Annotated in this window: 12 protein-coding genes and 1 pseudogene; 8 read left to right on the top strand and 5 right to left on the bottom strand. The window is 64.0% G+C overall.

What is annotated here, in order from left to right; genetic code table 11:
• Window positions 1–635: 635 nt before the first annotated feature.
• The 5 genes from FV242_RS29560 (at window position 636) to FV242_RS35880 (ending at window position 3,873) form a co-directional block, all read left to right on the top strand.
• Window positions 636–929, top strand: a complete 294-nt coding sequence (locus tag FV242_RS29560; RefSeq protein ID WP_147941411.1) for a hypothetical protein — start codon at window positions 636–638, stop codon at window positions 927–929.
• 860 nt (window positions 930–1,789) lie between these two features.
• Window positions 1,790–1,963, top strand: coding sequence for a hypothetical protein (locus FV242_RS34895; RefSeq protein ID WP_187278613.1), 174 nt, complete (start codon window positions 1,790–1,792; stop codon window positions 1,961–1,963).
• 65 nt (window positions 1,964–2,028) lie between these two features.
• A complete protein-coding gene (locus tag FV242_RS36190) occupies window positions 2,029–2,163 on the top strand; it encodes a hypothetical protein (protein ID WP_281407117.1) in 135 nt (44 codons plus the stop codon).
• 110 nt (window positions 2,164–2,273) lie between these two features.
• Entirely contained in the window at window positions 2,274–2,717 is a 444-nt protein-coding gene (locus FV242_RS29555) for a hypothetical protein (protein WP_306440335.1), read from the top strand.
• An 808-nt stretch (window positions 2,718–3,525) separates the two neighbouring features.
• Window positions 3,526–3,873 (top strand): hypothetical protein, encoded by a 348-nt coding sequence (locus FV242_RS35880; RefSeq protein WP_147941412.1) that lies wholly within the window; start codon window positions 3,526–3,528, stop codon window positions 3,871–3,873.
• Between the two features lie 12 nt (window positions 3,874–3,885).
• Here the strand turns inward: FV242_RS35880 and FV242_RS29540 are convergent, their stop codons facing one another.
• Window positions 3,886–4,320, bottom strand: coding sequence for a hypothetical protein (locus FV242_RS29540; RefSeq protein WP_147941409.1), 435 nt, complete (start codon window positions 4,318–4,320; stop codon window positions 3,886–3,888).
• Window positions 4,321–4,347: 27 nt separating this feature from the next.
• Between FV242_RS29540 and FV242_RS29535 the strand changes: the two genes are divergently transcribed.
• Window positions 4,348–5,450 (top strand): IS3 family transposase gene (locus FV242_RS29535; RefSeq protein ID WP_147941408.1). Its coding sequence is split into 2 segments (ribosomal slippage): window positions 4,348–4,609 and window positions 4,609–5,450, totalling 1,104 coding nucleotides; the frame shifts between segments, so codons are not numbered across the junction.
• Window positions 5,451–5,706: 256 nt separating this feature from the next.
• Here the strand turns inward: FV242_RS29535 and FV242_RS29530 are convergent.
• The 4 genes from FV242_RS29530 to FV242_RS29515 are packed head-to-tail and all read right to left on the bottom strand — an operon-like array spanning window position 5,707 to window position 9,430.
• Window positions 5,707–6,648 (bottom strand): HlyD family secretion protein, encoded by a 942-nt coding sequence (locus FV242_RS29530; protein ID WP_147941407.1) that lies wholly within the window; start codon window positions 6,646–6,648, stop codon window positions 5,707–5,709.
• A gap of 60 nt (window positions 6,649–6,708) precedes the next feature.
• On the bottom strand, window positions 6,709–6,918 hold the full coding sequence (locus tag FV242_RS29525) for a DUF1656 domain-containing protein (protein ID WP_147941406.1): 210 nt from the start codon (window positions 6,916–6,918) through the stop codon (window positions 6,709–6,711).
• Window positions 6,915–8,957, bottom strand: a complete 2,043-nt coding sequence (locus tag FV242_RS29520; RefSeq protein ID WP_147941405.1) for an FUSC family protein — start codon at window positions 8,955–8,957, stop codon at window positions 6,915–6,917. Before FV242_RS29520 ends, FV242_RS29525 begins: the two co-directional genes overlap by 4 nt.
• Window positions 8,954–9,430, bottom strand: coding sequence for a MarR family winged helix-turn-helix transcriptional regulator (locus FV242_RS29515; RefSeq protein ID WP_147941404.1), 477 nt, complete (start codon window positions 9,428–9,430; stop codon window positions 8,954–8,956). Before FV242_RS29515 ends, FV242_RS29520 begins: the two co-directional genes overlap by 4 nt.
• A gap of 496 nt (window positions 9,431–9,926) precedes the next feature.
• Here FV242_RS29515 and FV242_RS29510 point away from each other — a divergent pair.
• Together FV242_RS29510 and FV242_RS29505 are read left to right on the top strand one after the other, a co-directional pair.
• A pseudogene (locus FV242_RS29510) lies at window positions 9,927–10,589 on the top strand (IS630 family transposase); the annotation flags it as partial.
• Window positions 10,590–11,260: 671 nt separating this feature from the next.
• Window positions 11,261–11,722, top strand: coding sequence for a MucR family transcriptional regulator (locus tag FV242_RS29505; RefSeq protein ID WP_147941403.1), 462 nt, complete (start codon window positions 11,261–11,263; stop codon window positions 11,720–11,722).
• Window positions 11,723–12,142: the final 420 nt, after the last annotated feature.

Raw genomic sequence — 12,142 nt, 5'->3', positions numbered from 1 at the left:
TCGGATCGGCCCCGGCCAGGAGCTGGTCCAGGATCGCGTCAGGGACGTGGGGTGCTTTGCGTCGTGCCATCGGGAACCTCCTTCGGATCCACTATGGCCGCCCCCACACGAAATTCCTGACAGTCCCGTTCTGCGGCCAAGTGAGCGCTCTCGATGCTGGACAACTTAAGCCGACCTACCAGGTCTTTCTCTATCATCGGACCGGCACGGCCGAGCACGTGCGCGTCCTCGGCACTGAGGCCCTTAATGGCTTCCATATCGGACGGAAACTGATGGGCGCCTTGAGGCGCGCCGGATGCATGTAAGCTCCTATCCGCCGCCTCTGCGAGGAAACGCCGAAGGCGAAGCGATCCTGACGCCACAGAACTGCACTAAGTTTTCCGGCCGACATGATAGGACCGCGCATGTCTGATCTTCCCCACACCGCCCGCGGCCAACTGGACTCAAGGGCGGCCAGGGCAACTGCGCGCCTGGAGAATGCGGCGAATGTTCGGGGGGAAGTTGAGGACAAGCAGCACGCAACCGACGAACGGACGGCCCAGCTGAAGGCATTGCGGCTGGCCCGGGAGAGCAAAGCCCTCTGAGGGCGCAGCGGATGTCGCTCACCGAGCACCTAAAGGCAAAGGGCCACCTAAATGAGCGACGCCAACCCTCAGCCTCCCAAGGTGGACGAGATCCTCCGCCTATCGACAGCTCTCGCTGAGCAGATGTTGGAGGCGCAGGTCATGGGGCAGCCGATCCCCACCCAGAAATTTACGGCGCTTGTCGGCGCAGCTCGGTTCCTCAAGGACAACAACATGGCATGGCCTCCGCTTGTCGAGGAGGTCGTGCACGAAATCGGAAAGCGGATGGCAGCCGCTAAATCAGCGCTCCTGGATGAGGATGCTGAGGGCTCACCGCGCCACTCAGAAGCCGCGGGCTCCTCGTGAAAGAGGCGCTGAACGCGGGGCGGTCGTAGACGCCTCGACACTTGTGCGCCGGTGGCTATCCTCCCGCCATGGGCACCGCCCTCGCCGCCCTCGCCTTCGTCGTCGCTGCCGGTGGGGCGCAGGCACAGCGGCCGATGCCTTCGCGCTGACTGTCGCTCGGCCCCGTCCCGATCTGTTCATAGGGCGGGGGAGCGTCCGATTTCACCGGCGGTCGAGCCGATATGCAACGCGGCTCGGGATGCATGATGACGCTGGGCCGTTACCGAAGGGTGCCAACCGAGCTGGTACCTAAGAGTGTAAGTACAAAGGCGCATTGCCGCCGATCCAGCGAGCGCCATCTCTATCCTCAGGCACACCGTCTGGAGGCGCGCTATGTCGTCCAAGTTCTATGTTTTTGGGAGCGAGACCGAGGCACGGGAGTACGCCGCAAAGCACGGCGATAAAGCCCGGGTCGCCTATCGCGGTGACTACCGCCAAGACTGGCTGGTTTCGGTCGCGGAATAGCTCCAGGGCGCGGGCACAAAAAAACCCGCCGCGGCGCTGGGCCGGGCGGGCTATCTCAAAGGCGATCAGCCTTCAGCTGTTTCAGGCCTGCCAACCCTTATGCCGGCAGAGGGCGACATAGGCCCCGAAGGTGATCATGTCGGCATCGAGCAGATCCAAGGCCTGCTGGCGGGTCTCGATCAGGTCGGCGTTCATCTCGGCCTCGTGAAATATGGATTGAGGCGATAACTGGGAGGCGGCAAGCCCGTTCCAGGACTTCGGCGCGGATGCCAAGGGCATCGCGGTGGCCTCTACGCAACAGCTTCCCAACCATGACGGGTCTATGGGTCCGGACGGACAACGTCGGATTGCAGGCCATGAGCACAGCTACCGGACACGTCGACGAGCGTGCAGTGAAGCCCGCGCAGCGCGATACCCCGCAGGATCTCTACGACCCCCATTTCCCTGCGCAGCGCCGCGTGAAGAAAGCCTCAGCCGGCGCAGGCAACGAGACTTTCGACCCTCACTTCCCCCAGCGCCATCGGCACTGATCGGGCTCGTTCAGGGAACTGTCAGGCCGTAACCGCTTTGCTCCTCCGCTTCCAGGAGGGGCGCCATGGCCGAAATCAGCATTTCCGAAGGTACGGACGGGCGATGGACTGTCTACGTTCCGGGCCTGGTGGTAACCGATCTGACCCGTGAGGCCGCCGAAACGTTCGCTGAAAGCTACCGCCGGCTTGCCGTCACGTGAACAAAGACGTCCCACGCGGCACTGGGCGGGCGGGGCTGAGGTTGCAGTACATCTCGCAATGATGGATCGAGCGCATGTCTCATGCTCGTGGATCCATCATGAAATTTCGCATGCTGAAGCCGTTCAAGCGGCCTCCGTCGTTCGTCAAAGTCCGGCTGCCGGGCTTCGACTCGGCCTACTATCTGAACGCGTACCCAGACGTGCGGGCAGTGGGGTTAAACCCACTCGATCACTATCTGCGGCACGGCTGGAAGGAGGGCCGCGACCCGAGCGCGGACTTCAGCACGGATGGCTTTCTGGCTGCGAACCCTGATGTGGTTGCCTCTGGCCACAACCCGTTGGTGCACTTCGTGAACACCGGCTTGGCCGAGGGGCGGAGTGGGTCCTTCAAGGATCCGAAGTCGCCAGCTCCGAAGCCACGCTTACGGCCGGGCACGAAAAAGCCCGCGCCGGCGAGCCGGGCGGGCGAAGGTTGTGACCTCGAACTCGGGGGAGTCGGAAATCCCCACGTTCATACCCCGGCCAGAGCCAAAAGAAAGCCCGCCGCAGCGTGAGCCGGGCGGGCGAAGGTAAGGGGCCTCCTGGTGCGTTACGCCAGGCGGCAGGCCGACCGTATCAGCATTTCAGGCGCAGGAGAGACCGCTGCGATTACAAATCGGGCGGCCTCTCAGCTTGGGATATAGGCGTCATCCAGGATCCCGAGGTTCTGATGCACCAGCTGGTGGGGCAAGCGTTGCCGGGAGCACGTCCTCAAGCGTAAATAGTGCATAGCACCACTGCTGGTGTTATCAGCGCGTTGGCTACACCTATTATAACTAATCCTGTGACAACGTCGCCATGAAATTTGGGATTATTTGCGAATAGATACTGTGCGGGAAACGCCAGTATTGTTATCGGTAGTATGCACAGTACGCCGATCGTCCATACAATGATGCATGGTACAAAGAGTAATGCGCCTATCGCATGGTCCAGGCGAAAGCTGCTGTCATGCTGTCGTTCTGCATAGGCCTGGGCCATCCGACGCGCCGCTCATGCTAGGTTACGAATACAACTATCGGTAGCATATCGATTTGCAGCGCTACCTCAACGCGAGTCTGCAGCTAGGCTTGAGGGCTGATTACGCAGAACCGGTTCACCCACGCCGAAGCAGCAAGCCTTCGAGAGGCGCGGCTAAGCTTTCTGGGATCACTCGGTTCGCTGGAGCGCAGCACACGCAAGGGTAGTGTTCCGGAACACATCACGGATTGGTGGGTGGTGGTTAACCATTCTTCGCACCGTCCTCGCCGACGTGACTAAGAGAGGCACCGGTGCTGGAGGGTCTCCGCCATGATGTCGCTCGCCGCCATCCGACTCGCCGCCCCGATGCTTCTAATCGCTTCGTGGGCCGCCCCGTCTCTCGCGCAACCTGCCGCCAATGGTGGCCCCAAGCTTCTCATTCACGGCAATTACTGCGGCCCAGGCAACAACGCTCCGCTGCCACCCATCGACGCGCTGGACGCAGCTTGCGCCCGCCACGACGCCTGCACGCCTGATGTCGGCCTACCATCGAAGGCCTGTAATCTCCGGCTGGAACGCGAAGCGGAGGTGGTCGCCCACGATCCACGCCAGCCGGACGACGTTCGCTCAATGGCTGGCTTCGTAGCCTCGTTTGCAGCGTCAAATGCGTCGAGCACGACCCCGACAGTGCTACCGGCGCGGCTAGCCAGGTGAGGGGCTAGCGCCTCACGACCGCTCTGCCGGGGCCATCGTCCGCCCCCGGCTTAGCACCACGTCCTTGAACAGGTTGCCGGAGGCAGAGGTCCGCACGTTGGTGTCGGGCCCGGGCTTCTGAACGAGGACGTTCACGCTGCCGTTCGCCTCGACCTTCGTGCCGCCCACGACACCGGCACGGCCGGCGGACGCATCGAGGCGGCCCTCGCCCTTCTGCATAATCTCGAACGCCTTCCTGGCCTTCTCCCGGGACGCCCAGCACTCACCGTCGGCCTGGCCTACATCCGGGCGCGGTAGGCCCTGGACGCGAGTGGAGGCCGTAGCGCCATCAGGACCAGCGCGATAGGCATTGCGCACCGCGCCCGAGCGTCGGCTGATGATGGCCGGGCTCTCGAATGATCCTGACCCACCAAACTGGTCCGCGCTGAGCGCAAGTGCTTCGGGCATCCTGAATCCTGAAGGAGGGTGGATGCCATGCCTCGCAAACGCCTCACGAACGAACAGATCGCCTTCGCCCTGCGGCAGGCGGAGAACGGCGCGACGGTGGACGAGGTCTGCCGGAAGGTGGGCGTATCCGAGCCGACCTTTTATCGCTGGGAGAAACAGTTCGTCGGCATGGGCGTGCCGGAGATCCGGCGGCTGAAGCAGTTGGAGGACGAGAACAGCAAGCTCAAGCGGCTGGTCGCCGACCTGACGCTGGACCGCTCCATGTTGCAGGACGTCCTCAAACGAAAGTGGTGAGGCCTGCCGCTCGCCGTGAGGTCGCCGGCCACCTGCAGGTGGCCCACGGGAACAGCGAGCGTCGGGCCTGTCTGGCTACCGGCTTCGGCCGCTCGTCCCAGCGATACAGGAAGCGCTCGGACCCTCAGGTCGCGCTGCCGATGCGATTGAAGGAGTTGGCTGCTGCACGGGTGCGCTACGGCTACCGACGGCTGCACATCCTGTTACGACGGGAGGGCTGGGAGGTGAACCATAAGCGCACCTACCGGATCTACCGCGACGAGGGACTTTCGATTCGGTCCAAGCTGCCCAAGCGCAAACGAGCCTGGCGCTACCGTCAGGGACGACCGGCGATCGGTGGGCCCAACGAGGTCTGGGCGACGGACTTCATGTCCGACCGCATCTTCGACGGGCGTCCATTTCGGATCCTGACCGTCGTCGATTGCCACACGCGAGAGGCGCTCTCACTCACACCGAGAGCGAACTTTCGCGCCTTCCAGGTGACCGAGGCTCTGGACGCCTTGGTCCGGCTGCGGGGCCGACCCAAGAGCCTGCGGGTCGACAACGGGCCAGAGTTCGCCGGGCGCATGCTCGACCAATGGGCCTACCTGAACGGGGTCGAGATCGACTTCTCCCGACCGGGCAGGCCGACCGACAACGCCTATATCGAGTCGTTCAACGGCCGCCTCCGAGCGGAATGCCTGAACGCCTCGTGGTTCCTGTCGCTGGCCGATGCCCGTGAGCGCATCGAGGAAAGGAGGTGCCACGACAACGAGGATCGACCCCACACGGCCCTGGGCGGCTTGACGCCCCGAGCCTTCGCCGACCAAGCTGTCACAGCCCGAGAACTTACATAGGCCGTGGACCACAAACGGGGTCAACTCCAGTCGGCTCAAAAGCCATACTTCAGGGCGGACCACTTCAAAGGGGGACGATCAGGAGGCGCCGTCAGCTTCAGCGCGGTGCAGCGGCTTCCGGCAGCTGGGAAGGCGGTGCCCTGGTGGAGGCGTCCCGTCTCGAAGGCAGCGCATTCACACAGGATCTCGGCGGATAGGCGCGTGCGACCTGCATCGAGAGGTTCGACTACTCACATCGATTGACGCTGCACCTCGGTCACTTCGAGGAGCGATCGGCCACGAGCGTAAACTTGTGCAGAAATCCAAGGAGGGCGGGCCGGTGGTTTTCGCCCGCCGCATCGACGGCGACCGTTGCTGTTCGGCCCGAGACCAGCCGCGTCTGATCAGGCACCCCGTCCAGCTTGATCCGCACGGGAATGCGCTGTGCCAGCCGCACCCACGCGAAGGTCGGGTTGACGTTGGCCAGCAGGTTCGCACCGGCCGAACGCTCACGGTCCTCGATGCCGCCGGCGACGCTCTCGACGTGCCCGGCCAACAGTCCATCCTCGCCCATCAGGCGGATGCTGGCCTTATCGCCGACGTGGATGCGCGGCAGCTTCGTCTCCTCGAAGTAGCCCTCGACCCGGAGCGTGTCGCGGTCGACCAGTGCCATAACGCCCCGGCCGGTGTTGACGTAGTTGCCCGGGCGCAGCTCCATGTTGGTGATGCGCCCGTTGACTGAAGCCTTCACCGCCGAGCGTTCGAGGTTCAGACGGGCGAGGTCGCGGTCGGCCATGGCCTGATCGTAAGAAGCTTTCGCGGCGAGGTCTGTCGCTCGTGCAAGCTCGACCTTCTGCTGCGAGACCGCGGCGTCGCTCAACTTGATGTAGCGCTGGTAGTCGGCTGCCGCCTGTTCCGCCGTCGCTTTCTTGCCCTCGACGATCGCATCGGCCTGCCGCAGGGCGAGGGTGAAGCGCTCGGGGTCGATCTTGAACAGCACGTCACCGCGCTTCACGGTCTGGTTGTCCTCGACCAGCACCTCGGTGACGAGGCCGGAGACGTCCGGCGCCACCTCGACCACGTCGGCGCGCACGCGACCATCCCGGGTCCAGGGCGCCTCCATGTAGTAGTCCCACAAAGCCAGGCCGACAACGACGGCGGCGGCGACCATCGCCAGGGTGACGACGAGCCGGAACGAGAGAGCGAGAAACCGTGTCATGGCGGGAACCAAACGATCAATAGAAGGCGTGAGGAACTGACGGGGGCGAACGACGAACTGTCAGGAGATCAGGGGCTGCCCGACCGTGACAACACAGCCCAGCAGGACGACGTAGAGCGCGAGGTCGAACAGCGGCCGGTGCCAGACCAGCCGGTAGAAGCCTGTCAGTGCGAGCATCCGGCGCAGGGGCAGGCTGATCAAGAAGGCGAAGATCATCCAGGCCCCGAGGCTCGGGACGAAGACGCCGTAGATGTCGAGTTCGCCGGTCATGCCGCAAGCGCCGCCTGGGTTTGGGCCACCAGACTCGGCCGATAGGGAGGAGCCTCGGGAAACAGCCCGCGGCGGATGCCGACAAGCCCGAGGAGCGCCGCTCGATGTGCCGGGCGCTCCGGTTCAATCGCCACCGCGTCGAGCGCCGCATCGAGGGACACCAGGAGTTCGGTGGGCGGGAGAGCCGCGCGGCCGCCGAAGTGCCGCGCCATGCCGCCAAGGAGCCGCTCGACCGCGGTCCTGGCTTCCGTCGAGAGCTGCCGGCGGTCGCGGCGCAGCTCGACCACGTTCACCCCGATCCGCACCTCGGCGAGCAGATCGGCCGTCCATTCCGCATCATCCGGCGGTAAGGCTGCGAGACGCGGAGCGAGCAGTCCGACGCGGTCCAGCATGATGGCGGCGAGCTCCAGACCGCTCTGCGCGCCGTGACGCTCGGCGGCCTGGGCGAGGCTGCGCCGGTTCACGGCCTGGAGGCGGTGCGCCGACCACCCGGCCCCGACCGACCGGACGAGGCGTGTCACCAGCGTGGCGACCCACATCCCGACGATGATCGAGAGCGCAGAGTTGGCGAAGGCAGCGAAGTCGCCGGTGTAGCTGCTCTGGAGCGCGATCACGGCCGAACCGTTGACCGCAGCACCCATCGCCATCGGCGCCGTCCGCGGCTGCGTCATGCAGACTCCGCACAGGATGAGCGCCGGCGCCAGCGCCAGGGCCAGCATCTCGAAGCTCGTGGCCTGCGGCAGAACCGCGAACAGGTAGATGGCGGCGACGACGGCGCCGAGCACGGCCGAGTTGGCGAAGCCAAGGATGGACGGTGCAGGGTCGTCCTGCGCGGCGAAGAAGCAGCAGCCGACCGCCGCCATCATCGGCGCGCCGGAGCCATCCGGCCAACCGGTCGCGATCCAGATCGAGCAGGTGAGCAGGACGACAAGGAACACGCCGACCGCGGACAGAAGCGCCATGCCATGGTCACGGTGACGGATCGTGCGCGCGGCGGCGGTATAGCGAAAGGCGAGTTCCTTTCTAACGGGCGTCCCGTCGACGATGTGCCTTTGCAGGAGCCTGGCATCCTGGCGCAGGTCGATGAAGTCGCGCAGGCGCGCCACCAAGCTGGCGAGCACCAGGTCCGGCCAGGCGAAGTTTTTGTGAAGGACCGGATCGACCGCGTCGGCTGCCATCCGCAGCCGGTCAGCCGCGACGGGGTCGGTCGCCCCAGAGGCGAGCCACGCAGCCATATCGTCGAGGAGGGCGCGCACGCGGATCGGAAGCGCCTTGGCTTGCTCCAGGGCATCGACTCGGTCTGCGACCGCCGAAACGATCGGCAGAAACATCAGCATGTGCTGGCGCAGCGTCGCCATGGCGGCGACAGAGCGCTCGGCGCCGGTCATGTCGTAGCGCAACGGCGTCGCCAGGGCGTCGAAGGCGATGGCGTCCGAGGCGAGCTTGAGCCGCTTGGCTTGAGTGTCTCCCGTCTGACGCGCACGGCCGAGCACGTCGGCAACCCAACCGCGCGCGTCGCGCAGCCAGAGATCCAGGCGCGTGGATATCATCGGCGCCACGGACTGGGGCAATACGATCGTATTGACGAGGCTGGCGCACAGGATGCCGAGCGTGATCTCCTCGGCGCGGGCCACCGCGGTGTCGAACATCGTCCCCGGTTCGCCCACGCTCGGGAAGCCGATCAGGGCCGCCGTGTAGCCGCCGAGCATCATCAGATAGCTGCGGGGGGTGCGGTCGAGCAGCGAGAAGTACAGGCAGATCGACACCCAGAGCGCGATAGCGAGCGTCAGAAGCTCAGGCGCATTGACGAGGTTCGGCACGAGGGTGATGCTGACGACAGCGCCCAGCAGGGTGCCCAGGACCCGGTAAAGGGCCTTGGCCCGAGTCGCACCGGCCAGCACCTGGCTGGTGATGTAAACGGTGCCCAGCGCCCAGTAGGGCCGAGGCAGGTCGATCCACATGGCGAGATACATCGCCAGCACCGCCGCCACGAAGGTCTTGATCGAGAACGCCCAGTCGCGCCAGCCGGGGAGCGTCATTCTGCGGCCTCCTCGCGAGCCATGCCGTTCGGGAACTCACGGATGTACTTCTGAAGCGCTTGAAAGACCCTCACGCTCGCTTCCAGATCAGCGGTGTCGACGTCGGAGAACACCTGCTCCCGTAGTTCGTTGAGTTCGGCTTCCATCTGCGCCACGGTCTGCTGCCCGGCCTGCGTGAGGCTGAGCATCTTGGCGCGCCTATCCGTCGGATCTTCCTTCCGCACGACCAGTCCAGCCGTGCAGAGCTGATCCAGCAACCTCACCAGCGATGCGCCTTCGATGCCGACGGCCTCGGCCACAGCGTTCTGGCGCGGCTCGCCATCGAGTCGGCCAATGAGAATGAGAGGGAGCGCGGTCGCGTCGGAGAGGCCATGTGATTCTACGACGCTGTTAGCTGCGCGCCGCCACTGTCGCCCGGCCAGCAGCAAGGTATGGGTGTAGGCTTGGCGCAAATAATCGAGCTTCTTGGACATCCAGTTCGCCTGGGCGCCGAAGGCAAATCGAGCCCTCGCGCGGGACCCTTATAGATGGCTAGCTATCGGTTAGGATGCGATCTTATAGATGCTCAGCCATGCGACGGCGGCAGGCCAATTCCTCGTTGGATGGTCGTCCCTCAACGATTATGCGTAGGCTGTAGGCGCGCCTCGCGAACACGTGGACTAGGAACCGGCCGCAACCCGGAGGGCCATGTGGCCGACCGACCGCTGGACCTCTCCCGCAGCAATCCCGTTAGCAAGGTCGCTTTGCGCCCATCCCGGTCGTTCAGTGAGCCTCCGACGCTCCTCAATAGCGAACGCCTACCGCGACGGCTGCGGCAACCCGTTCGCAAGAGGTCAAGCTACAGCAACAGGCGCGCCTTGATAGTCCGCGGCTGCTAGCGGCCCATTGTGCGCCTCGCGAGGTCCGCGTCCCGGCTATCGACCACGTGGCGGCCTGCGACTTGGTTGGGGGGATTTTCGCTCGTCCGCTTCGCTGAGCCGGGTCCTGCGAGCCCGGGGCTACCGCAAACTCTCCGCCTGCCCGCGCCATCACGCCCAGGACCCGGAAGCCATCCCGGTTTTTAAAAAGCCTTCCCCGCCCGCATGGCGGAGATCGCGCAAGCCGTCGGCGGCAAGCCGATAGAGATCTGGTTCGCCGACGAGGCTCGGGTCGGCCAGAAGAACACGATCACCCGCCGCTGGGCCAAGCGCGGCACGCGACCTGCGGCGCCGAAGGACCAGCGCGCCGCCTCCGCCTACATCTTCGGTGCGATCTGCCCCGCCCTCGGCAAAGGGGACGGCCTCGTCATGCCACGCTGCATCACCGAGGCTATGGCCTTGCATCTCGAAGAGATCGCCCAGGTCGTCGCCCCGGTGCGCACGCCGTCCTGCTGCTCGATCAGGCGGGCTGGCGCACAACCAAGAAACTCGTCGTGCCCGCCAACATCACCCTATTGCCCGTGCCGGCTCGCTCCTCCGACTGAACCCCATGGAGAACCTCTGGCAGTTCATGCGCGACAACTGGCTCGGCAACCGCGTCTTCAAATTTTACGCTGACATCCTCGACCATTGCTGCCGCGACTGGAACACCCTCATCGACCGACCCTGGCGCACCATCTTTATCGGACTGCGCGCCTGGGCTCATGGGTTCTAATCAATGAGGATCGGTATCACTTGTGCGTTGGCTTACGATTCCAGACTCGACAGGCTTTCTGGCGGACGGTTTCACACTGACGCCAGAGATAGCTCATGAGTTCTAATACAGGTTGTCGCGGATCACTGTTCGGTCATCACAGGATCCTCGTACGACCGATATTGGAGATCGGTTACGGCGCGAGGGGCAGCCGCTTCGCCCTTTGGGAGCCTTCCCATGTTTGCTCAATCGCAAGTCCGGGACGAAACCAAGCGACGCCCTTGCTACCGAGTTTACTGGTTACGCGGGGATGGTCGGATCGATGGAGCGGAGATCATCCGTTCCGAAGATGACGGTGAAGCGATGACCACGGCTCGTGGTATGGCTGATGGGCGCAGCGTCGAGGTATGGGATCGCGAGCGATTCATCGGGCGCTTGGATCATCATATCAGCTGATTGTGCGAGCCGGGCCGATCCTCGGGTACCGTGACTGGGATTCCGCTTCCTTCTTCAACGAGCGCATTAAACTCGTCCGCAACGAAGCAACCCGCTAGCCCCACGACCGGCGGGCTTCTGTTAACCATACTGGAATCCCCGGCAGTCGGGGCTTGAATCCTGCCTTTCGCTGCTGATCTAATTTGCGTGGCCATGGTGCATGCACGCACCTAAGCTTCCAACTGAGCAGTAGTAAGATGATACTAGAAGATACCGGACCTCAGGTTGATTCCGTCCGATTGGCTGGTGAGGTTGTCGCCGCGTACATCTCGAACAATTCCGTGCCGGTCGCTGAGTTGGCCGGTCTGATCCGAGCCATGCACGACACCATCGCTTCGATTGCCTCAGGTTCGGCTGCCAGTGCCGCCGAATCTCAGCCAGAAGTTGCACGACCATCCCCCGCCCAGATCCGCAAGTCGGTTCAGCAGGACGGTCTGACGAGCTTCGTCGATGGAAAGACATACAAGACGCTCAAGCGGCACCTGACCGCCAATGGGCTGACCCCGCAGACCTACTGCGAGCGCTACGGTCTTCCAGCCGACTACCCGATGGTCGCCCCCAGCTATGCCGAACAGCGTTCAGCGCTGGCCAAGGCGATCGGACTGGGGCAGCCCGGCTCACACACCGAGCCTCGTGAGAAGGCTCGCAAGGCAGCTTGAACCGCACGGTTCTTACCCCTGGAATTGTGAGAGCCCGCTGGTCCCAGGACCGGCGGGTTTCCTGGATCGACGGGCGGCTTCTACGGTCGCCAAATTTGGCTCTGGACGGGCGCGGGTCGTTTTCCGCTACAGAATCCGAGCAAGTGCAGAGGCGCCTGTACGGCTCCAGATCCGCAATTTGCGACGATTGGCCCGAACCCGACACTTGATACCCGAAGCTTGGGGCTGCCTCCGGCCCTTCTCGGATCCTCAAAAGGTCCGCTCGTGGCAGATCAATAAAGCACGACCTGCGTTCGGGTAGGATGGTTTCCTGCTCATTCACTCCCAAAAATCGAATGTATTGGATCAGACATAGATGTGAAGTCCGCTCCGAACCAGGAAATAATTTGAATCTAGTTAGTTATATAGTAAAGTTAGATT

It is taken from the genome of Methylobacterium sp. WL64 (genome assembly GCF_008039945.1).
Lineage (GTDB): Bacteria > Pseudomonadota > Alphaproteobacteria > Rhizobiales > Beijerinckiaceae > Methylobacterium.
This window is presented reverse-complemented; position numbering and strand designations above follow the sequence as displayed.

What these genes read in the sequence shown, in the direction of transcription:
- FV242_RS29540 (WP_147941409.1), bottom strand. Translation starts at nt 4,320, where the DNA reads ATGCCCGAAGCACTTGCGCTCAGCGCGGACCAGTTTGGTGGGTCAGGA.
- FV242_RS36190 (WP_281407117.1), top strand. Translation starts at nt 2,029, where the DNA reads ATGGCCGAAATCAGCATTTCCGAAGGTACGGACGGGCGATGGACTGTC.
- FV242_RS34895 (WP_187278613.1), top strand. Translation starts at nt 1,790, where the DNA reads ATGAGCACAGCTACCGGACACGTCGACGAGCGTGCAGTGAAGCCCGCG.
- FV242_RS29560 (WP_147941411.1), top strand. Translation starts at nt 636, where the DNA reads ATGAGCGACGCCAACCCTCAGCCTCCCAAGGTGGACGAGATCCTCCGC.
- FV242_RS29555 (WP_306440335.1), top strand. Translation starts at nt 2,274, where the DNA reads ATGCTGAAGCCGTTCAAGCGGCCTCCGTCGTTCGTCAAAGTCCGGCTG.
- FV242_RS29505 (WP_147941403.1), top strand. Translation starts at nt 11,261, where the DNA reads ATGATACTAGAAGATACCGGACCTCAGGTTGATTCCGTCCGATTGGCT.
- FV242_RS35880 (WP_147941412.1), top strand. Translation starts at nt 3,526, where the DNA reads ATGCTTCTAATCGCTTCGTGGGCCGCCCCGTCTCTCGCGCAACCTGCC.
- FV242_RS29525 (WP_147941406.1), bottom strand. Translation starts at nt 6,918, where the DNA reads ATGACCGGCGAACTCGACATCTACGGCGTCTTCGTCCCGAGCCTCGGG.
- FV242_RS29520 (WP_147941405.1), bottom strand. Translation starts at nt 8,957, where the DNA reads ATGACGCTCCCCGGCTGGCGCGACTGGGCGTTCTCGATCAAGACCTTC.
- FV242_RS29515 (WP_147941404.1), bottom strand. Translation starts at nt 9,430, where the DNA reads ATGTCCAAGAAGCTCGATTATTTGCGCCAAGCCTACACCCATACCTTG.
- FV242_RS29530 (WP_147941407.1), bottom strand. Translation starts at nt 6,648, where the DNA reads ATGACACGGTTTCTCGCTCTCTCGTTCCGGCTCGTCGTCACCCTGGCG.